This is a genomic window from Shewanella inventionis, from assembly GCF_019931735.1.
Lineage (GTDB): Bacteria > Pseudomonadota > Gammaproteobacteria > Enterobacterales > Shewanellaceae > Shewanella > Shewanella inventionis.
On the sequence record NZ_CP082926.1, the window covers coordinates 3,811,083 to 3,831,863 of the forward strand.

General features: G+C 43.8%; 19 protein-coding genes and 1 riboswitch. Of the genes, 14 read left to right on the forward strand and 5 right to left on the reverse strand.

The window, feature by feature from the left end; translation table 11 throughout:
• Positions 1-42: 42 nt before the first annotated feature.
• The 8 genes from K8B83_RS17025 (at position 43) to K8B83_RS17060 (ending at position 8,659) form a co-directional block, all read left to right on the forward strand.
• On the forward strand, positions 43-453 hold the full coding sequence (locus K8B83_RS17025) for a MerR family transcriptional regulator (RefSeq protein ID WP_188736810.1): 411 nt from the start codon (positions 43-45) through the stop codon (positions 451-453).
• Between the two features lie 126 nt (positions 454-579).
• Complete coding sequence (locus K8B83_RS17030; RefSeq protein WP_223418408.1) at positions 580-1,749, forward strand: isovaleryl-CoA dehydrogenase; 1,170 nt, start codon at positions 580-582, stop codon at positions 1,747-1,749.
• Between the two features lie 87 nt (positions 1,750-1,836).
• Positions 1,837-3,444: a carboxyl transferase domain-containing protein gene (locus tag K8B83_RS17035; protein WP_223418410.1), complete on the forward strand. Its 1,608-nt coding sequence runs from the start codon at positions 1,837-1,839 to the stop codon at positions 3,442-3,444.
• Positions 3,445-3,481: 37 nt separating this feature from the next.
• Entirely contained in the window at positions 3,482-4,297 is an 816-nt protein-coding gene (locus K8B83_RS17040) for an enoyl-CoA hydratase-related protein (protein WP_188736648.1), read from the forward strand.
• Complete coding sequence (locus K8B83_RS17045) at positions 4,297-6,327, forward strand: acetyl/propionyl/methylcrotonyl-CoA carboxylase subunit alpha (RefSeq protein WP_188736650.1); 2,031 nt, start codon at positions 4,297-4,299, stop codon at positions 6,325-6,327. Before K8B83_RS17040 ends, K8B83_RS17045 begins: the two co-directional genes overlap by 1 nt.
• The gene (locus K8B83_RS17050) at positions 6,328-7,218 is read left to right on the forward strand and encodes a hydroxymethylglutaryl-CoA lyase (protein WP_188736652.1); all 891 of its coding nucleotides are present in this window, start codon (positions 6,328-6,330) and stop codon (positions 7,216-7,218) included. It abuts the gene before it with no gap.
• Positions 7,219-7,284: 66 nt separating this feature from the next.
• A complete protein-coding gene (locus K8B83_RS17055) occupies positions 7,285-7,989 on the forward strand; it encodes a CoA transferase subunit A (RefSeq protein ID WP_188736654.1) in 705 nt (234 codons plus the stop codon).
• Between the two features lie 13 nt (positions 7,990-8,002).
• Complete coding sequence (locus K8B83_RS17060; RefSeq protein WP_188736656.1) at positions 8,003-8,659, forward strand: 3-oxoacid CoA-transferase subunit B; 657 nt, start codon at positions 8,003-8,005, stop codon at positions 8,657-8,659.
• Between the two features lie 66 nt (positions 8,660-8,725).
• Here the strand turns inward: K8B83_RS17060 and K8B83_RS17065 are convergent, their stop codons facing one another.
• Entirely contained in the window at positions 8,726-9,583 is an 858-nt protein-coding gene (locus K8B83_RS17065) for a universal stress protein (protein WP_188736658.1), read from the reverse strand.
• Positions 9,584-9,855: 272 nt separating this feature from the next.
• On the opposite strand from K8B83_RS17065, the gene K8B83_RS17070 reads away from it, so the two are divergent.
• Positions 9,856-11,052, forward strand: a complete 1,197-nt coding sequence (locus K8B83_RS17070) for a cation:proton antiporter (RefSeq protein ID WP_188736660.1) — start codon at positions 9,856-9,858, stop codon at positions 11,050-11,052.
• A gap of 383 nt (positions 11,053-11,435) precedes the next feature.
• A complete protein-coding gene (locus K8B83_RS17075) occupies positions 11,436-13,226 on the forward strand; it encodes an acyl-CoA dehydrogenase C-terminal domain-containing protein (protein WP_188736662.1) in 1,791 nt (596 codons plus the stop codon).
• A gap of 75 nt (positions 13,227-13,301) precedes the next feature.
• On the opposite strand, the gene K8B83_RS17080 is transcribed toward K8B83_RS17075, so the two are convergent.
• The 4 genes from K8B83_RS17080 to K8B83_RS17095 form a co-directional block, all read right to left on the reverse strand.
• The gene (locus K8B83_RS17080; protein WP_188736664.1) at positions 13,302-13,880 is read right to left on the reverse strand and encodes a thymidine kinase; all 579 of its coding nucleotides are present in this window, start codon (positions 13,878-13,880) and stop codon (positions 13,302-13,304) included.
• Between the two features lie 151 nt (positions 13,881-14,031).
• Complete coding sequence (locus K8B83_RS17085; protein WP_283104385.1) at positions 14,032-15,588, reverse strand: Na+/H+ antiporter NhaC family protein; 1,557 nt, start codon at positions 15,586-15,588, stop codon at positions 14,032-14,034.
• A gap of 81 nt (positions 15,589-15,669) precedes the next feature.
• A riboswitch (Lysine riboswitch) is annotated at positions 15,670-15,885 on the reverse strand.
• 305 nt (positions 15,886-16,190) lie between these two features.
• Positions 16,191-17,114, reverse strand: a complete 924-nt coding sequence (locus tag K8B83_RS17090; RefSeq protein ID WP_188736665.1) for an electron transfer flavoprotein subunit alpha/FixB family protein — start codon at positions 17,112-17,114, stop codon at positions 16,191-16,193.
• Position 17,115: 1 nt separating this feature from the next.
• Positions 17,116-17,865: an electron transfer flavoprotein subunit beta/FixA family protein gene (locus tag K8B83_RS17095; protein ID WP_188736667.1), complete on the reverse strand. Its 750-nt coding sequence runs from the start codon at positions 17,863-17,865 to the stop codon at positions 17,116-17,118.
• A gap of 435 nt (positions 17,866-18,300) precedes the next feature.
• Here K8B83_RS17095 and K8B83_RS17100 point away from each other — a divergent pair, with 435 nt between their 5' ends.
• The 4 genes from K8B83_RS17100 to K8B83_RS17115 all read left to right on the forward strand — a co-directional run bounded on the left by K8B83_RS17100 (position 18,301) and on the right by K8B83_RS17115 (position 20,765).
• Positions 18,301-18,711: an H-NS histone family protein gene (locus K8B83_RS17100; protein ID WP_188736669.1), complete on the forward strand. Its 411-nt coding sequence runs from the start codon at positions 18,301-18,303 to the stop codon at positions 18,709-18,711.
• 141 nt (positions 18,712-18,852) lie between these two features.
• On the forward strand, positions 18,853-19,248 hold the full coding sequence (gene rcsF / locus K8B83_RS17105) for an Rcs stress response system protein RcsF (protein ID WP_188736671.1): 396 nt from the start codon (positions 18,853-18,855) through the stop codon (positions 19,246-19,248).
• A gap of 121 nt (positions 19,249-19,369) precedes the next feature.
• Positions 19,370-20,149 carry a tRNA (N6-threonylcarbamoyladenosine(37)-N6)-methyltransferase TrmO gene (gene tsaA, locus K8B83_RS17110; RefSeq protein ID WP_188736673.1) on the forward strand — a complete coding sequence of 260 codons (780 nt, stop codon included), beginning with the start codon at positions 19,370-19,372 and terminating at the stop codon, positions 20,147-20,149.
• Positions 20,150-20,153: 4 nt separating this feature from the next.
• Positions 20,154-20,765, forward strand: a complete 612-nt coding sequence (locus K8B83_RS17115; protein WP_188736675.1) for an acyltransferase — start codon at positions 20,154-20,156, stop codon at positions 20,763-20,765.
• Positions 20,766-20,781 lie beyond the last annotated feature (16 nt).

A 20,781-nucleotide genomic window follows, 5' to 3' on the forward strand; every position in this document is an offset into this window, starting at 1 on the left:
CTTCATATATCTTGCATCAAAAGAAACAGTTTTGGTGACATGATGAGCACAATCCATAGCCCTCAATCCACATACTCAATCAGTGACTTATCAAAAGAATTTGATATCACCACCCGCAGCATTCGTTTTTACGAAGACCAAGGCTTAATCAAACCTAAGCGTCGTGGTCAAACTCGTATATACAGTTTAAAAGACCGAGTACGTCTAAAACTCATACTTAGAGGAAAACGACTTGGGTTTTCATTAGCAGAAACACGCCGATTATTTGAACTTTACGATGCAGATAAAAGCAGTTCGACTCAATTACAAACTATGCTTGATTTAGTCAACGAGAAAAAAACCGCACTACAGCAACAAATGGACGACATTAAAGTGGTATTGATGGAATTGAACTCAGCAGAGCAGCAATGCAAAGCAGCATTAGCAGATAACACAGCCAAAAAGATGAAATAAATAACAGCAAAGAATGGCTGACTCAATTCGGCCAATGTTTTACCCGCTACCCAAAACGCAACTCTATAAGCGTTGGTAGTCAGTGCTTTACAAGACAATAATAAAAATTCAACAGGACACATGCAAATGAGCGACTTATATACCAGCCTAAACTTTGGTTTAGGTGAAGATGTTGACATGTTACGTGATGCAGTTCGTGGTTTTGCCGCCAACGAAATCGCCCCGATTGCCGCCCAAGTCGACCTCGATAACGCCTTCCCTAATCAATTATGGCCAGTGCTTGGCGATATGGGGTTACTTGGCGTCACCGTCGATGAGCAATATGGTGGTGCTAACATGGGCTACCTTGCTCATGTGGTCGCAATGGAGGAAATCTCACGCGCATCAGCGTCTATTGGATTAAGTTACGGCGCGCACTCAAACCTATGTGTTAACCAAATTAACCGCAATGGTAATGACGCGCAAAAGGCAAAATACCTGCCTAAGCTTGTGAGTGGTGAACACATTGGTGCATTGGCCATGAGCGAGCCTAATGCGGGTTCAGACGTTGTATCGATGAAATTGCAAGCCCGTAAAGAAGGCGACCGCTACATTCTTAACGGCAATAAAATGTGGATCACCAATGGTCCAGATGCACACACCTATGTGATTTACGCCAAAACCGATCTTGAAAAAGGCCCTCATGGTATTACGGCGTTTATTGTCGAACGCGGATTTAAAGGATTTAGCCAGGCACAAAAACTCGACAAACTCGGGATGCGCGGCTCAAATACCTGCGAGTTAGTATTTGAAGACTGTGAAGTGCCAGAAGAAAACATCTTAGGCGGCCTCAACAATGGCGTTAAAGTGCTAATGAGCGGGCTAGATTATGAGCGCGTTGTGTTGTCTGGTGGCCCATTAGGTATTATGTCTGCTTGCATGGACATCGTTGTACCTTATATTCACGAGCGCGAACAGTTTGGGCAATCCATTGGCCAGTTCCAGTTAGTGCAAGGAAAATTAGCTGATATGTACACAGGCATGAACGCTGCCCGTGCTTATGTTTACAGCGTGGCAAAATCTTGCGATCGCGGTGAAACCACCCGTAAAGATGCTGCTGGCGCCATTTTATACAGCGCCGAACTGGCGACTAAAATGGCCTTAGATGCTATCCAATTACTGGGCGGCAATGGCTATGTTAATGAATACGCAACTGGCCGTTTATTACGCGATGCTAAGCTTTACGAAATTGGTGCTGGCACCTCTGAAATTCGCCGTATGCTCATTGGCCGCGAATTGTTTAACGAGTCAAAGTAACCAGCATTTCAGTATAAAGGCGACATAACAAACATGTTATGTCGCCTTAATTAAGCCCCTATTTTTTGCTTCATTAAGGATATAAAAATGACGCAACTGAGCAGCCGTATCAATCCTCGCAGTGACGAATTTAAAGCCAAGTCAGACAGCATGACCTTACTTGTCGACGATCTTCAACAAAAACTCAAAAAAATCGAACAAGGTGGCGGCCCTGTCGCACTTGAGCGCCATTTGTCTCGTGGTAAGTTATTGCCGCGCCAGCGCGTTGAAAAGCTGCTCGACCCGGGCTCACCCTTTTTAGAAATATCACAATTTGCCGCATTTGAAGTTTATGACGAAGAAGTCCCCGCAGCGGGTGTAATTGCCGGTATCGGCCGCGTCAGTGGTGTTGAGTGCATGATTATCGCCAACGACGCCACAGTCAAAGGCGGCACCTACTACCCAATTACGGTTAAAAAGCATTTACGGGCGCAAGACATTGCCAGCCGTTGCCACTTGCCGTGTATCTATTTGGTTGACTCAGGCGGCGCGAATTTACCCCGCCAAGATGAAGTGTTTCCAGACCGCGATCATTTCGGGCGTATTTTCTATAACCAAGCGCAAATGTCAGCCAAAGGTATTCCACAAATTGCCGTCGTCATGGGCTTGTGTACCGCAGGCGGTGCTTATGTACCTGCCATGGCCGATGAGTCGATTATCGTCAAAGAGCAAGGCACTATCTTTTTAGCTGGCCCACCGCTTGTCAAAGCCGCAACGGGTGAAGAAGTCAGTGCAGAAGAGCTGGGCGGCGCAGAAGTACACACAAAAATATCCGGCGTTGCCGATCATTTAGCCCAAAATGATGAACACGCCCTTGAGCTTGCTCGCCGTGCAGTACTGCGCTTAAATCATCAAAAAGAAATCAAAAGCTTATTAAGCCCAGTTAAACCACCAAAATTCGACATCCATGAGTTGTATGGCATTGTCGGTACCGATCTTAAAAAGCCGTTTGATGTAAAAGAAGTCATTGCCCGTGTGGTAGATGACTCTGACTTTGATGAATTTAAAGCCAACTATGGCGCAACGCTCGTGTGTGGTTTTGCTCGCATTCATGGCTACCCCGTCGGCATTGTGGCCAATAACGGTATTTTATTTTCTGAGTCGGCGCAAAAAGGCGCTCACTTTATTGAACTGTGTTGCCAACGTAAAATTCCATTACTGTTTTTACAAAATATCACCGGCTTTATGGTGGGTAAAAAGTACGAACACGAAGGCATTGCTAAACATGGCGCCAAAATGGTGACTGCGGTGTCTTGCGCTAAAGTACCTAAGTTTACCGTGATTATTGGCGGCAGTTATGGCGCAGGCAACTACGGCATGTGCGGCCGCGCGTTTGAACCCACCATGATGTGGATGTGGCCTAATGCGCGTATTTCGGTCATGGGTGGTGAGCAGGCCGCGGGTGTATTAGCCACAGTGCGCCGCGATGGTTTAGCGCGCAAAGGCGTTGAATGGTCTGCAGAAGATGAGCAAACCTTCCGTAAACCCATTGTTGAGCAATACGAAAAAGAAGGCCATCCATACCATGCCAGCGCCCGCTTATGGGACGACGGCATTATTGATCCAGCGCAAACCCGTGACGTGGTCGGCCTAGCCTTATCGGCAGCATTAAATGCTCCTATTGAAGACACCCACTTTGGGGTGTTCCGCATGTAATTGTGCGGTTAATTCAACAAATAAGGAGTCATAAATCATGTTATCAAACCAATATAAATTTATTGAATGCCGCCTTGAACAAGGGGTGGCAGAGCTTATTTTAAATCGCGTTGAAGTGCACAATGCCTTTGATGAAGTGATGATCAGCGAGATGATCCAAGCTATCGAACACTTTGCCAAAAACAGTCAATGCACCATGTTGATATTGCGCGCCAATGGTAAAAACTTCAGTGCAGGCGCCGATCTTAATTGGATGCGCAAACAAGCCCAAATGGACTTTGAGCAAAATCTGACTGATGCCCATGAGCTTGCCAAGCTGATGCATGTGTTAGACAAGTTTCCCAAACCGACCATCGCCCTTGTGCAAGGTGCCGCGTTTGGTGGTGCATTAGGCTTAATTTGCTGCTGCGATATTGCCATTGCCACCACTCGCGCCAGTTTTTGCTTAAGTGAAGTAAAACTCGGACTGATCCCAGCTGTAATAAGCCCTTATGTGGTGCGTGCCATGGGTAATCGTCAATCACGCCGCTTTATGCTAACCGCAGAACGTTTTAGTGCTGATGTTGCCTTAACCCATCAAGTCATTCACGACATTAACGACGACCTCGATGCCGCGGCAGCGCCTTTTATTGCTGCATTGAATGCCAACAGCCCTCAAGGCATGGCATGGGCAAAAAATCTTGTGGCGTATTTAGAAAACGGCGTAATTGACCACGAAACGCTCAACTTTACCAGCGAGCAAATTGCTCGTATTCGTGTATCAGATGAAGGTCAAGAAGGCCTTAATGCCTTCTTTGAAAAACGACCGCCAGCATGGCAAACCGCTAAATCTGATCCACAAGGAGCCCAATAATGTTTACCAAATTACTGATTGCTAACCGTGGTGAAATTGCGTGCCGTATTATTAAAACCGCGCAAACCATGGGCGTACGCACCATCGCCCTTTATTCTGATGCCGACAAAGATGCCCGTCATGTCGCCATGGCTGATGAGTCATATTACCTAGGCGGCAGCGCCCCTGCTGACTCATACCTAAAAGCTGACTTGATTATTGAAATAGCTAAAAAATCGGGCGCAGAAGCTATTCACCCAGGTTATGGTTTTTTGTCAGAAAATGCCGAATTCGCCCGCAAATGTGAGCAAAATGGTATTGCCTTTGTTGGCCCAGGTAGCGATGCCATTGATGCCATGGGCAGTAAAAGTGCCGCCAAAAAGATCATGTCAAAAGCCAATGTCCCCCTGGTGCCTGGCTATCACGGCGACGATCAAACCGATGCAACCTTAATTGCCGAAGCAAAAGCCGTTGGTTTTCCTTTGTTAATTAAAGCGGCTTACGGCGGCGGTGGCAAAGGGATGCGTATCGTTGAAAACGAAGGCGAAATACTTGAAGCCATTAAGTCTGCACGCCGTGAAGCCATCTCGTCATTTGGTAATGACAAGCTACTCATGGAGCGCTACTTACGCCAACCGCGCCATGTCGAATTACAAATATTTGCCGACACCCATGGCAATGCCATTTATTTATCTGACCGTGACTGCTCTATTCAACGTCGCCATCAAAAAGTGGTTGAAGAAGCGCCAGCACCCGGTTTATCAGACGAACTGCGTGCCCAAATGGGTAATGCCGCAGTAGCAGCAGCTAAAGCCATTGATTATGTTGGCGCAGGCACGGTTGAGTTTTTACTGGATACCGACAACAGCTTTTACTTTATGGAAATGAATACCCGATTACAGGTCGAACACCCTGTAACCGAAATGGTAACTGGTCAAGACTTAGTAAAATGGCAGTTAGTGGTCGCAAGTGGTGGCGAATTGCCGCTACGCCAGGATGAAGTGCGTATCCATGGGCATTCATTTGAAGTACGCATTTACGCTGAAGATCCGCAAAACGAATTTTTACCCGCCAGCGGTAAGCTAAACTTTTTGCGTGAACCAGAGCAAAATCGTCACGTACGCATAGATTCAGGCATTCGTGAAAACGATGTTATCAGTAACTTTTATGACCCCATGATTGCCAAACTAATAGTATGGGATGAGTCGCGCCCTCGCGCCCTGCAACGTTTAGTGCATGCGCTTGAGTCATACCAAATCAGTGGCCTTAAACATAACATCGAGTTTTTAGCCAATATTGCCGAGCACCCAGCCTTTGCAGCTGCCGATTTCTGCACCGACTTTATTGAACGATATGGCGACACCTTAATTGGTGATGCCGCCATTGAAGCCGATACCGCGTTAGCACTAGCAGGACTGTATCAAGTGCTGTCTCGCAAACAAGCGGCCAAAACATTGGCCATAAATAGCGCCGACCCATATTCACCTTGGGGCCTCGTGAGCGGCTTTAGACTCAATAGTTCAAGCGTACACCATGTGTCACTGTTAACTGATACCGCAACGGCCACTCAACAGCACGATCTCGTTATTACCGCCGTGGGTGAGCAATACCAATTATGCTTACATGAGCAAGTGCTAAACCTAGCGGGTGATCTCAAAGCAGACTTACTTTTAGCCGAAATTAATGGCCACAAAAGCAAAGTACCTGTGAGCCACCAAGGTGACGACTTTACGCTATTTTTACCTTCTGGCAGCTATCACTTTAAAGCCATATTGGCTCAAGTGGCTGAAGAGGTGGTAAACCATGCAGATAAGCTTAAAGCACCAATGAACGGCACAGTGGTAACCCATTTAGTTGAAGTTGGCGAGCAAGTTAAAGCTGGCCAAGGCTTATTAGTGATGGAAGCCATGAAAATGGAATACACCATAGAAGCGCCATTTGACGGTGTGGTCAGCGAGTTTTATTTCCAAAGCGGTGAGCTTGTCAGTGACGGGGCACAACTGCTAAACGTTGAACCATTAACCAGTGAAGCTAACGTCGAGGAAGCATAAATGTTACCGACAAAAGTCAGCATTTTTGAAGTCGGCGCCCGTGACGGCCTACAAAACGAAGTGCCGGTGACTACAGCCGATAAACTCACGCTAATCACACAACTTGGTGATGCAGGTGTTAAACGTATTGAAGCGGGCAGCTTTGTGTCACCTAAATGGGTGCCACAGATGGCAGACTCCCATGAGGTACTGCAGCAACTTAAACGCCAAGCGGGTGTGGTTTACAGTGCCTTAACCCCTAACCTAAAAGGGTTTGAACTGGCATTAGCGGCTGGCGCCGATGAAGTGGCCATTTTTGGCGCCGCATCAGAGAGTTTTAGCCAGAAAAATATTAACTGCTCAATTGATGAGTCAATCGAGCGCTTTGCTCCGTTAATGGAAGCCGCCAAACAACATGGGCTTGCTGTGCGCGGGTATGTGTCTTGTGTGCTAGGTTGCCCATATGAAGGCGAAATTGCAGTAAGTGACGTCGCCAGAGTATCTGAGATCCTTTATAAAATGGGTTGTTACGAAATATCACTTGGCGACACCATCGGTGTGGGTACGCCCACTAAAGCACGGCAAATGATTGAAGCTGTCGCTAAAGTGGTGCCCATAGACAAGTTAGCTTTGCATTTTCACGACACCTACGGCCAAGCGTTAGCCAACATACTTGTCTGCCTTGAAACCGGTGTCAGCGTGTTTGATACCTCGGTTGCAGGCTTAGGCGGCTGCCCCTATGCCAAAGGTGCGTCAGGCAATCTTGCCACAGAAGATTTAGTTTACATGCTCCATGGTATGGGCATTGATACCGGTATTGACCTCACAAAGCTTGCGTTTGCAGGCGACACCATTAGCCGCGTGTTGGGGCGCGCTAATGGGTCTAAAGTGGCAAATGCAATCAGAACATAATCACATATACTCACAGGGGTGAGGCAAAACACTCCCCCTTGTGAACATAACAATAAGGACAACAAGATGGCAGGATTCAATAAAGTCGTCCACAGCTATGACGAAGCGCTAGCAGGACTGAGTGACGACATGACCATTATGGTCGGCGGATTTGGTTTATGTGGTATTCCTGAAGGCTTAATTAACCACATGGTAAAATTGGGTGTAAAAGGCTTAACAGCCATTTCAAACAATGCAGGTGTAGATGATTTTGGTTTAGGTTTATTGCTTAAACAACATCAAATTTCGACCATGATAGCCTCTTATGTTGGCGAAAACGCCACCTTTGAGCAACAAATGTTGTCTGGTGAACTTAATGTCATACTCACACCACAAGGTACGTTGGCTGAAAAAATTCGCGCTGGCGGTGCTGGTATTCCAGCCTTTTTTACCGCGACAGGTTACGGTACCCCTATTGCTGACGGCAAAGAAACCCGTGAAATTAAAGGTCGTCATTACGTATTAGAAGAATCATTAACGGCAGACTTTGCTTTAGTCCGCGCCTGGAAAGCCGACACCATGGGTAATTTGGTGTTTCGAAAAACCGCCGCTAACTTCAACCCAATGATGGCCACCGCAGGCAAAATTACCGTGGTAGAGGCTGAAGAGATTGTTGAGCCAGGCGAGCTCGACCCAGACCACATCCACACACAGGGTATTTATGTTGATCGCGTTATCAAAGCAAGCTTTGAAAAACGTATCGAGCAACGCACCGTTAAAGCTGCGAAATAAGGGAGGCAACACCATGGCATTGACCAGAGAACAACTCGCCCAGCGCGTAGCAAAAGAATTACAAGACGGTTTTTACGTAAACCTTGGTATTGGTATCCCAACCCTTGTGGCCAACTATATTCCACAAGGCATGCAAGTGATGCTGCAATCTGAAAACGGTTTACTCGGTATGGGCGAGTTCCCGACTGAAGAAAACATTGATGCAGACCTTATCAACGCCGGCAAACAAACCGTTACAGCAGTACCTGGCGCATCATTCTTTTCATCAGCAGAAAGCTTTGCGATGATCCGTGGCGGCCACGTAGACTTAACTGTACTCGGCGCATTTGAAGTCGATGTTAACGGCTCTATCGCCTCGTGGATGATCCCGGGTAAGCTCATTAAAGGCATGGGCGGCGCAATGGATTTAGTGGCAGGGGCTGACAACATCATTGTTACCATGATGCATGCAGACAAGCATGGTAATTCAAAATTACTGCCCAAATGTGAACTGCCATTAACCGGTTATGGTTGCATTAAGCGCGTAATGACCGATTTAGCCTTTATGGAAATTAAAGACGGCGCATTCCATCTTTTAGAGCGCGCACCTGGCGTATCTGTTGAAGAGATCGTCACAAAAACAGCCGGTAAGCTAGTGGTACCAGATCATGTACCCGAAATGACGTTTTAAAATTTGCTTATCACGATCAATAAAGCCCGGTTTTTACCGGGCTTTTTGTTACTGGCTTTATGAGTGTTATTCTTCTGTTGGGATAACCAAAACATTACTGCGCATCCGGCTTAAAATGGCTTCTGCAGTATTACCAATAATTCGCCCTAACAAGCCTTGGCGCTGCCTTGCACCGACCACAAAGTATTGGCTTTTTAAGCGGCAGGCTAATTCAAATAAACACAATTCAGGCTCACCGGTAATGATATGCATGCAATCGGCATCAACACCTATCTCGGCAATTTTTTGTTTATGTTCCGCATAAGCCTTTTTCACTAGGGCATTGATATCAAGTATATCCATATCGCGCACAATTTGCGGAATTCTGAGCACATAAGCCACATGTAGCTTTGTCCCCGTTGCTTTAGCAAACTGCTTACCATGGGCAATAACGGCATCATTAAGGCGCTGTTTTGCAGGGTTACTGGTGCCAAGGTCAATTGAAATTAACGTCGTGTTGCCGTTATTAAGCGGATTGTTAGTAAGCAACAACAAGGGCACTGTTGTATGGCGAATAAGCTGCCAGTCGGTCGGTAAATAATGCTCTGCATGGTGCACCGCTTTAACCATCAAATCAAAACCATGACGCTGAGCATGGCTGCAAGCATGTTCAAAAAGGTATTTACTCCAAATCACATGTAATGGCACATCTTCAGCATCGAGGCTATCTAAATGAGCTTGTAATTGTATTTCGCGTTGAGTCATCAAGGCTTTTTGCGCCACGCCCGCTAACCTTGGGTTGTCTCGGTCGGCACCACTTAAATAAGCATAAGTATAAGCAAACACTTCAACTTGTTTATTTAATTGTTTCGCTAACACTAATCCATGAGCAATGGCATCTGTGTGGGCATTTTCCATTTGAGCAATAACAAACATTTTGTTCATTTATATCTCCTTTATGAGACGTGTTAACGATCCAAAGCCACTTAAAACACATTGACTAAAGCTAATATCATCATGTTGTCACGTCATTAAAAACGCAGTAATTACCTAACAGCTACCCCATAACACATTCTCTAAAAACGTGAGCTAGCAACTATCTTTAGCTTAGCTAATAGCGTAAGTTTGTGCATAAATATCGGTATAAAAATTGATCAACATCAAGTTTATTAGATCAAAACAATCAAATACATATTGCCCAACTTAAGGAAAATGAGATGGCAATAGACAGCTTTGTCGTGTCACTGTTTCTTATTCTCATTGCCGGAAGGTTATTAGGAGAATTAAGTGACAGGTTGGGGTTTCCTAGCGTGGTGGGAGAAGTCACTGCGGGAATAATCATTGGTCCGTCACTGCTTAATTGGGTGTTACCACACAGCACTTTGGCCATCATCGCAGAACTCGGTGTTATCTTATTGTTATTTGATATTGGTTGTGAAACATCAATCAAACGCCTTGCTCATTCAGGTAACCAAGCTATTCGCGTTGCCTTGCTAGGAGTTGTCATTCCATTAATGACCACGGGGTTGGCGAGTTTGTACTGGTTATCACTGTCTCCTTTTACTGCATTATTTTTTGGCTGCGCATTAACTGCCACCAGCATAGGCATTTCAATTCGCGTTTTAGCACTCAATAACCAAACTCAGAGTCACGCAGGGCAAATTATCCTAGGTGCTGCGGTAATAGACGATATTGTTGGCGTAATGTTGTTAAGCATACTGTTTAATTTTGCCTCATCGGGTGAATTAGCACTTAGTTCAACATTGATGTTATTTATCATGATCGCCTGCTTTATTATCTTTAGCCCGCCGCTCATCAGAGCCATTATTTATCTTACTCGTTGGCTTCACCTAAAAGCGCGTATTCCAGGGTATGAAGTGTTTGTTGTCATGACCATGATTTTGTTATTTGCATGGTTAGCACACTTGTTTGGTACACCTGCCATTTTAGGTGGATTTGCAGTCGGAATGGGCTTGTCGAAACACTTTACATCTCCCTTTAATCGTTATTTAAAGAACCCTTTTACTTACACCAACCAACTAGAAGGAGCAGCAAAACCGTTAGTCCAATTATTTAGTCCAGTCTTTTTCGTGTACGTTGGCATCAGTTTAGACTTAAGCCAACTTGATGTGAGCTTTACAGGCTTAATATTACTGGCATGGCTAAGTTTTATTGCTGTTGTCAGCAAGTTTTTAGCGGGGCTCACCGCAAGCTCTAAATGGCAAGAAAAACTCATTGTAGGCTCGGCAATGGTGCCACGGGGTGAAGTCGGCTTAGTGTTTGCTGAAATGGGTCGTCAGCTTGGAGTAATACAAGCCAAAGAATTTGCCATACTTGTTATGGTTATTGCTCTGACAACACTGATTGGGCCGTTAATCTTAAAATTAACAATGGAAAAAAATCAATCTCAGTGACGAAATAGCAAGCGTATTTTAATATCGCTATTGCTGATTAACCCGTTCATTTATGCCTAACAGTTCAAAAAAAACAGTCACAACGACCTTAAGAAGGTGGCAATTGAACACAATTTACAGACTACCCAAGCCAAGCAAATAATGATCGTTTAGGCATAAACCTCCGTATCGAACAACATTCATACAGCATATGCGCCAAAGTAAATTTAACAATACATCCAATATTCGAAAAAGTTTACGCTTACGTAAAAATAATGCTGAGTTTTTACTCGAAATTGGTTATGTTAGATAACACAAGCCAAAGAGATTGGACCAGTATTAAAAATGATGGTTTACCGCCTTTGTTGAAATATTGAAATACACAGTAACCAAGGAAAGACTTTATGCCAATTTATCAAGCCCCTCTTCGCGACTATCAATTCATTTTGTCAGAATTACTCAGCATTTATCAGCAAACTGATCTACGCGGTTTTGATGAAATAGACGCAGATCTCACCGATGCAATCTTACAAGGTGTAGCAGACTTTACTACCGACATCATGTTACCACTTAATGCCAGCGGCGATTTAGAAGGCTGTAAACTGGTTGACGGCAAAGTCATTACCCCAACAGGGTTTAAGCAAGCATACAAACAATATGTTGAAGATGGTTGGGCCACATTAACATGCGACCCAGAGTACGGCGGCCAAGGTTTACCAGAAGTGATTGGCACGTTTGCTACCGAAATGAAAACGGCAACCAACATGGCGTTTGCCATGTACCCAGGGCTTACCCATGGCGCCTACTCAGCCATTCATGTACATGGCAGCGATGCACTAAAACAAAAATATTTAGCGAAATTAGTCAGTGGCGAATGGACAGGCACCATGAACTTAACTGAATCGCATGCAGGAACAGACCTGGCATTACTGCGCACTAAAGCCGTTCCTGCGGGTGATGATCTGTATGCCATCAGTGGTGAAAAAATCTTTATTTCATCTGGCGATCACGATCTTGCTGAAAACATCATTCACCTGGTACTGGCACGCTTACCAGACGCACCTGAAGGGGTTAAAGGCATTTCGTTGTTTGCTGTACCTAAGTTTTTAGTTAATGCTGACGGCAGTTTGGGTGAAGCCAATACACTTGGTGCGACCGGCCTTGAGCATAAGATGGGCATACACGGTAACTCAACCTGCGTAATGCATTTTGACGGTGCCATTGGCGAATTAGTTGGCGCCCCACATCAAGGCTTAAAAGCCATGTTCACTATGATGAACCAGGCTCGTTTAGGTGTCGGTATTCAAGGCTTAGGTGTGTCTGATATTGCATACCAAAACGCATTAGTCTATGCCAAAGAGCGCATTCAAGGCCGTGCATTAAGCGGTGTAAAACAGCCTGAGCAAGCTGCTGACTCATTATTAGTGCATGGTGATGTTCGCCGTATGTTGTTGTCACAAAAATCGTTTAACGAGGGTACCCGCGCACTAATGGGCCAACAAGCATTATGGCTTGATGAAGCTGAGCGCCATACCGACCCTGTAAAAGCCAAACAGGCCTCGGCGTTAGCTGCACTGTTTACGCCAATCGTTAAAGGATTTGTTACAGATCAAGGCTTTAAAGCTTGTGTCGATGCACAGCAAGTATACGGTGGCCATGGTTATATTAACGAATGGGGCATGGAGCAATTTGTCCGTGATATCCGTATTGCGATGATTTACGAAGGCACTAACGGTGTGCAAGCACTTGATTTAGTTGGCCGTAAATTACTGGCAGACAAAGGCGCTGCATTAACGCTATGGTCTGGCATGGTGAAAGCATTAATCGAGCAACATGCAACTAATGATGCGATGAAACCTTATTTAGCGGGGTTAATGGATGCGGCGGGCGATCTTGAAAAAGCCACCGGCTTTATTGTTCAAGCTGCCAGTAAAAATCCAGATCTCATTGGTGCTGCATCAATGGCCTATATGCAGTTATTTGGCATTACCGCACTAGCTTGGATGTGGACACGCGTTGCAGCAACGTCATTAGCCGCATTAGAAGCCGGAACCGAAGAAACTGGCTTTTACCAGGCTAAACTTAAAACAGCACAGTTCTTTATGAGTTATTGGGGCATCCAAACACGCAGCTTACGCAAACAGATTGAATCTAGCAGTGCTGATATTGTTGATTTCGCAGACGCTGATTTTTAATCGGTAAATGCAAACAAAAAAGCCGCGTCATTTCACATGACGCGGCTTTTTTTTATTCAATCAGCTTAGGTTGGCCTAATCCCACAAAAACTCTCTAAAATGCTTACGACACACTGACTCGTAACTTTCGTTGCCACCAATGGCGACCTGCTCACCTTCTCGCATCGGTTTGCCTTCATGGTCCAGCCTTACCACCATGTTGGCTTTACGGCCACAATGACAAATCGTTTTTAGCTCAACCAACTTGTCAGCCCAAGCCAATAAATAATGGCTGCCAGGAAATAGCTCACCTTGGAAGTCGTTACGAAGGCCATAGCACAACACGGGAATATCCATATTATCGACCACATGAGTTAACTGACGTACTTGTTCTTTACTCAAAAATTGGCTTTCATCGACCAGTACGCAATGGATTTTTTGCTCGTTGTTCGACGCGGAAATTAATTCGATTAAATTATCGTCATCTTTAAAAACCTGCGCATCTGTTTCAATACCAATACGCGACGACACTTTACCTACGCCATAACGATTATCTATCGATGCGGTCATCACCAAAGTGTGCATGCCACGTTCGCGGTAATTATAAGAAGACTGCAGCAATGAAGTTGATTTACCGGCGTTCATTGCCGAATAATAAAAATACAGTTGCGCCAAAATTAAGCGTCCTAATCGTTAATGATAGATAGGCTGTCATATTACCTTTATTAACATCGCAACAACAAACAAAAATGCCGTATTCGTTACGAACACGGCATTTTTAAACGTTAAGCACAACGACTAAGCAGCTTAAAGCTAAGCTCAACGTTTATTTTTTAGCCCAAAAGTGTAACATCACAATGCTGAACACAAACAATACACTACAACAGATTAATCCTGCCATTAGCGAGCCAGTAAACCCTAATACGCTGTAACCAACCAAACTGATAGCAGCTGCTATCAAGGCATAAGGTAATTGCGTCACAACATGGTCTATATGGTGACAACTTGCACCGGTTGATGACAAAATGGTGGTGTCAGATATCGGCGAGCAATGATCGCCAAACACCGCACCAGACAAAACCGCTGCCAACATAGGTAACATCATGCTGCTGTCACTGCCCATAGCCATATCAGCTGCAATCGGTAACATAATGCCAAATGTGCCCCAACTTGTGCCTGTAGCAAACGCTGTAATTCCCGCTAATAAAAACAACACGGCAGGTAACAAGGCAAACGGGATATTGTCTGTGGCTAAACTTGCCATATATTTACCCGTTTCAAGCTGACCAATCACACTTGAAATGGTCCAAGCAAATAGCAATATGTAAATTGCAGGTAACATAGAGCGAGCACCCACGGCCAGCCCTTTAAATAGCATTGAAAGTTCGACTTTCTGAAATATAGCAAGCGCAACTGTAGCGACAAAGCCGACAAGCGAGCCAAAGAAAAGCGATGAACTCACATCGGTGTTTTCAAAAGCACCTAACACACTAAACGGCAAGTCACTTGCAGCTAATGCATCAGCGCCGCTTGCAACCATAAAATACACAGTAGCAAATACCAAAATGGCAATCGGTAAAAATAAGCCTAGTACTTTGCCTGTATCAGCCTCTGGTAAGTCAGCAACAGCCCCAGGAGGTTGACCTTTATTCTCGTCAAATAATTCACCACGTAATGCATTTAATTCATGCTGGCGCATAGGGCCAACATCTAAACTAAAAGCTGCAACGCACAGTAATAACAACAAAGAAAACAGAGCATAAAAGTTCATTGGGATCATTTGCACAAAAACGCTTAAATGGCCTGAATCGGTAAAACCATGAGCGGTTAAAATGCCACCAATTAACGCAATAATGTAAGCTCCCCAACTCGAAACTGGAGAAATCACACACACAGGCGCTGCTGTCGAATCCAGAATATAGGCCAATTTAGCACGCGAAATATGATAACGGTCAGTAATAGGGCGCGAAATGGAGCCGACAACTAAGCTATTGAAATAATCATCAATAAACACCACACAACCCAAAAACATGGTCATTAATTTAGCATCTCGTTTATTACGGATACGCAATTTAGCCCAATCAGCAAATGCCCTTGCAGAACCACTGACGGTAATTAATGCTGTGATCATCCCAAGGACAATCAAAAAGCCCAGAATGTACACATTCCAACTGTTCAGAGCAGCGTCTTTCCACACAAGTTGGCTTGCGGTATTGGCGATATATTCACCACTACCCACAACAGAAAAATCTGTTAACAACAACGCGCCTAAGACAATACCTAAGCCCAAAGATAGCAGCACTTTACGCGTAAAAATGGCCAATGTAATCGCCACAAGTGGTGGCAAAACTGACAGTGCCGAATCGGCATAACTTATGATCATAATTTAATTATTTCTTCGTTGGATACGAATAGAGCAAACTAGAAATAAGACTGGACACACACAGAAAGTGTATGCTTGAACTTAACTAGTAGCACTCCACAGCAATACCCATTTAATATGAATATCATTTTTTATCATCACGATAAAAAACACTATGACAGTGCAGTCCCTTTCGAGAACTGCCCCAACAAATGAGGGTGATAGACTCATTTATTTCGGCATTGCATCCTTTGGTGCTGAATTATTGGAATCACCCAATCCAGCATTACTCTTATACAATGCACCTCTACTTTCACTACTTGCCAATGACACCTCACAAATAGCGCCGACATACAATCATAAATGGTACGTAGTCCGCTAGCAATAAGCGCTAAAAGGCGGTGCAAATAACAATTATGACAACTAAAGCCACAATTGCATTTCATTATATTAACGTTTTTGAATCAAATAAACACGGCACACACTGAATACAAAAAACAACAACTAAGCAATTTAGGCAAAAAACGCCCAATATAAAAGGTTTCTACCGGTTAAGTAGAAACCTTTTATTATCTCAAACAGCCCATCAAAAGATGAGTTGTTTAAATGAGCAAACGATATGATTAAACTAAATTATTTAACGCCGGAACCGCCTCAAATAAATCAGCGACTAAACCATAGTCTGCGACCTGGAATATCGGTGCTTCAGGATCTTTGTTAATAGCAACAATCACTTTAGAGTCTTTCATGCCCGCAAGATGTTGAATAGCACCAGAAATACCCACAGCAATGTACAAATCAGGCGCCACAATCTTACCTGTTTGACCCACTTGTAAATCATTAGGTACAAAGCCTGCATCAACTGCCGCACGAGAAGCACCCACTGCAGCACCTAACTTGTCAGCTAACTGCTCAAGAATGGCAAAGTTTTCACCACTGCCCATACCACGGCCGCCTGAAACAATTATGCCAGCGTTACCTAATTCAGGACGCGCAGATTCAGTTAATGCTTGTGATACAAACTCAGTACGAGCTGTAATAACCTGAGAAAGGTTAACTGTTTCGGCGCTGCCTGTTGAGGCAACCGCGTCAAACGCACTTGAACGTACCGTCATGACTTTTTTAGCATCTAAACTTTGTACTGTCGCTAATGCATTACCCGCATAAATAGGACGAACAAAAGTATCGCTGCTAACAACATCAATAACCTCAGAGATTTGCGCAACATCTAATAACGCTGCAACACGCGGCAAAGTGTCTTTACCAATGCTCGATGCTGCGGCTAAAATGTGCTCGTAATCAGCCGCCAACTCAACCACCAATTTAGAGAGGTTTTCAGCAAGCTGAGCACCATATTCAGCGCTATCAGCAACCAATACTTTACTCACACCCGCAAGCGCTTGAGCAGCAGTGACCGCAGCGCCACAATCAGCCCCCGCCACAAGTAAGTGAATATCACCACCAATGGCCGTCGCAGCGCTAACAACCTTGGCCGTATCAGATTTTAAACTGACGTTATCGTGTTCTGCTAATACTAAAATGGCCATGTTAGATCACCTTCGCTTCGTTTTTTAACTTCTCAACCAACTCTTCAACTGAAGACACCATAATACCGGCTTTGCGATCCACAGGCGGAGTAACTTTAAGCACAGTTTGATGAGCTTTTAAGCTCACACCAAGATCGGCAACGGCTAAAGTGTCTAACGGCTTACGTTTGGCTTTCATTATATTTGGTAATGATGCGTAACGAGGCTCGTTTAAACGCAAGTCAACAGTGACAATAGCAGGTAACGGCATTGATAAGGTTTGTAAGCCTCCGTCAATCTCGCGAGTAACAGTCACCTTCTCACCATCAAGTTTAACTTCAGATGCAAAGGTAGCCTGTGGCATATCGGTTAATGCCGCGAGCATTTGGCCTGTTTGATTGTTGTCACCATCAATTGATTGCTTACCAAATATAATTAGCTGTGCTTGTTCTTTTTCTTGCACCGCTTTTAAAAGTTTGGCAATAGATAAAGGAACTAAATCCTCATCAGTTTCAATATGAATGGCTCTGTCTGCACCAAGAGCCATAGCCGTTCTTAACTGCTCTTGAACTACTTTGGCACCCACACTCACCACAACAACTTCAGTGGCTATGCCAGCTTCTTTTAATCGAACCGCTTCTTCTACTGCGATTTCACAAAATGGGTTTAACGCCATTTTAAGGTTTGTCGTATCAACATTTGTGTTATCAGCTTTTACCCTGACTTTCACATTGGCATCGACTACGCGTTTAACAGGCACCAATACTTTCATAGGTTTTCCTTCTTACACCTTCAATGTATGTGGACAACACACTGGCGTTTGCCAATGCAAGATGGGATTACTTTACGTCCTGTTAACGTTAACGTCAATCAAAGTCAAACGCTTGTTTAGATTTTTTTATCCGCGAGGTGGCAATCAAACTACACGGCATTTAAACAAAAGGGCATAAAATATTAAGTTTAATTAAAAATATTGGGTATTAAAGGTAATTTAATTTGATCCTATACTGAATAGTTTCTATTATTGTAACTATATTCGGTATTATTAATTTTGCATTGGTCATCTTGTGAGATTAACTCTCATCAATATAATTAAAAAGAATCCAAATAAACCACATGCAATACTGAAATTTACCCTGTAAGTTGAACAAATTACCTTAAATAAATCTTTTATTTTTAATAATAAATCATTAGGAAACTAAACAACATGAGTGACTTTTTAGATATTTTAACCCACGGTCGTCGTTTTAAAGCAGCAGTAAAAGAATTGTCTCTTGATGATTTACGTGACACAGCCGCCAAGTTAGAAAAAATTATTGCTGATCGTGAAGAAGAAGAAAGATTAGAGCTTGAAGCCAATGCTGAGCGTAACGCTCGCATTGCGGAAATTCTCGCACAAATCGAAAACAGTGGTTTATCAATTGAAGATTTAGGTGACGTAACATCTGCACCTAAAGCGGCTAAAGCCAAACGCGCACCACGTCCACCTAAATATCAAATTACGGTTGACGGTGAGTTAATCCAATGGACGGGTCAAGGTCGTATGCCTACTGTATTTAAAAACCAAGTTGAAAGCGGTAAAGACATTAAAGAGTTCTTAATTCCTGGCATGGAATAATTTTTTAATAACATATTTGTTGATTAACGATAACAAAGGGCTTACTTAGGTAAGTCCTTTTTATTTGACTGCTTTATCAACACCAGAAGACAGGGTAAACTTAAGCCGTTGGCTCATACTTATTAATTAAAGGCTACGGCTATGATTTTTTCTGTTAAACACGCATTGTTTCTTTCTAGTGCCGCACTTTTATTGAGCGCGTGTGCAAGTGATTATGTTTTCAAAAGTAATTTAGACGGTAAAGCAATAAACGAATACTTTAAAGTAGGTGACGTTGTTTTATATGATGGGGAGGTTCAACCTAAAGGGCAATTTGAAGTATTAGGTTTAGTCGAGGGCGAAGCCTGCCAAGAAACCCAAAAAGACACGCCGCCCCAAATGGCAGAAGCAAGAACCAATGCCAGAAAAGCCGCTGCTGAATTAGGTGCAAATGGTTTTGTCGTAAAAAGCTGCTTTATGATTACCGAAGCGGATAACAGCTGTTATAGCCGTGCATTTTGTGTAGGACAAGCAATCAAAACAACTAATACCAACTAAGCTAAAGTGACAGAATCAATATTAACCGCAGCACTGAATCTAACGTGATGAAACACACAAATAATGAGTCATCACGTTAGTTATTATCTTTATTCGACTATTTGCTTATTTCAGGTATTGCATGACTCAAGATGCCACTCAAATTCATTTAAACACACCAAACAACACTGGCTCGTTTAGCAGTCAAATTAATGCCGTAGCCATTTGCAGAACCCCCTATAAGCAGAAATTTGGCATTCCTCGTCAACCAGGTCTAGTTAAGGCCACTGGCTATATTGAGTTTGAACCGGCGTTTAACCATATCGACGCCATTCGAGGCATTGAGCAATATTCTCATTTATGGCTTCTGTTTTGCTTTCATGAAAATTTAGCACAAGGCTGGAAAACCACGGTGCGCCCACCAAGATTAGGTGGAAATGAAAAGCTTGGCGTATTTGCCACTCGCTCAACATTTAGGCCCAACGGTATCGGCCAATCCGTTGTCAAATTACATGGCATAGTCAATCGTAAAGGCAAAGTATGTTTAGCCATATCTGGCATGGATTTACTAGATGGCACGCCTATCATTGATATTAAGCCTTATATTCCATTTTCAGATGCGATCCTTGATGCAAAAGGTGGCATTGCCCAACAAGCTCCAGAGCTCATCGCGGTACATTACACTGAACTGGCTAAAACCCAAATTGCACAATATGGCACACAAGCGCAATACCAGGATCTCATGGAGCTTATTAATGGTGTCCTATCCCAAGACCCTCGCCCCGCTTACAAAAAAGCCAAAGACGATCCCAAATTGTATCAAGTAGCCTTATACGACTTAGATATTTTTTGGCATATCACCTCTCACGGAATTGAAGTGCTAGAACTTAAACCCACTAAAGTCTTTCTACTGAAGGACTAACAATATGGCAGATCTCAACTACCAAGCTCAGCATAAAAAACGTTTATCTTGGATGCCATGGCTATATTTTTCACTTAAACCAAAACATTTGCTGTGGGCTAAACCTTGGCAAGACGACATACAGCAGCAGTTAACACAACTTGAAACCATTCACATTGGTGAACATTGTTTTATTGCACCACAAGCACAATTATTTGCAGAACCCGGACGTGATATCGTTATCGGCAATCAATGTATGATCAGTGCCGATGTGTTTATGCACGGCCCAATCACAATGGGAAATGAAGTCGCAATCAATCACGGTTGCAGTCTTGATGGCGGACGAAATGGAATACAAATAGGCCATCAAACGCGTATCGCTAATAATGTGACCATCTATGCCTTTAACCATGGTATGGCACCAAATACGCCAATTTATCAACAAGCAGCAACCTCAAAAGGCGTAGTTATTGGTAACGACGTTTGGATTGGTGCCCAGGCTGGAATTGTCGATGGCGTAACAATTGGTCACCATGCAGTAATAGGTATGGGCAGTATAGTCACCAAAGATGTGGCCGAATATGCAATTGTGGCAGGAAATCCAGCCCGAGTGATTGGCGATAGACGAGATAAATAATCACCTTAAGCAAATA

Excerpts from the sequence above, each read along its gene's own strand:
- K8B83_RS17075 (WP_188736662.1), top strand. The coding sequence starts at position 11,436 with ATGCCAATTTATCAAGCCCCTCTTCGCGACTATCAATTCATTTTGTCA.
- rcsF (WP_188736671.1), top strand. The coding sequence starts at position 18,853 with ATGATTTTTTCTGTTAAACACGCATTGTTTCTTTCTAGTGCCGCACTT.
- K8B83_RS17090 (WP_188736665.1), bottom strand. The coding sequence starts at position 17,114 with ATGGCCATTTTAGTATTAGCAGAACACGATAACGTCAGTTTAAAATCT.
- K8B83_RS17030 (WP_223418408.1), top strand. The coding sequence starts at position 580 with ATGAGCGACTTATATACCAGCCTAAACTTTGGTTTAGGTGAAGATGTT.
- K8B83_RS17115 (WP_188736675.1), top strand. The coding sequence starts at position 20,154 with ATGGCAGATCTCAACTACCAAGCTCAGCATAAAAAACGTTTATCTTGG.
- K8B83_RS17035 (WP_223418410.1), top strand. The coding sequence starts at position 1,837 with ATGACGCAACTGAGCAGCCGTATCAATCCTCGCAGTGACGAATTTAAA.
- K8B83_RS17100 (WP_188736669.1), top strand. The coding sequence starts at position 18,301 with ATGAGTGACTTTTTAGATATTTTAACCCACGGTCGTCGTTTTAAAGCA.
- K8B83_RS17060 (WP_188736656.1), top strand. The coding sequence starts at position 8,003 with ATGGCATTGACCAGAGAACAACTCGCCCAGCGCGTAGCAAAAGAATTA.
- K8B83_RS17065 (WP_188736658.1), bottom strand. The coding sequence starts at position 9,583 with ATGAACAAAATGTTTGTTATTGCTCAAATGGAAAATGCCCACACAGAT.
- K8B83_RS17055 (WP_188736654.1), top strand. The coding sequence starts at position 7,285 with ATGGCAGGATTCAATAAAGTCGTCCACAGCTATGACGAAGCGCTAGCA.
- K8B83_RS17070 (WP_188736660.1), top strand. The coding sequence starts at position 9,856 with ATGGCAATAGACAGCTTTGTCGTGTCACTGTTTCTTATTCTCATTGCC.
- K8B83_RS17045 (WP_188736650.1), top strand. The coding sequence starts at position 4,297 with ATGTTTACCAAATTACTGATTGCTAACCGTGGTGAAATTGCGTGCCGT.
- K8B83_RS17040 (WP_188736648.1), top strand. The coding sequence starts at position 3,482 with ATGTTATCAAACCAATATAAATTTATTGAATGCCGCCTTGAACAAGGG.
- K8B83_RS17050 (WP_188736652.1), top strand. The coding sequence starts at position 6,328 with ATGTTACCGACAAAAGTCAGCATTTTTGAAGTCGGCGCCCGTGACGGC.
- K8B83_RS17025 (WP_188736810.1), top strand. The coding sequence starts at position 43 with ATGAGCACAATCCATAGCCCTCAATCCACATACTCAATCAGTGACTTA.
- tsaA (WP_188736673.1), top strand. The coding sequence starts at position 19,370 with ATGACTCAAGATGCCACTCAAATTCATTTAAACACACCAAACAACACT.
- K8B83_RS17095 (WP_188736667.1), bottom strand. The coding sequence starts at position 17,865 with ATGAAAGTATTGGTGCCTGTTAAACGCGTAGTCGATGCCAATGTGAAA.
- K8B83_RS17085 (WP_283104385.1), bottom strand. The coding sequence starts at position 15,588 with ATGATCATAAGTTATGCCGATTCGGCACTGTCAGTTTTGCCACCACTT.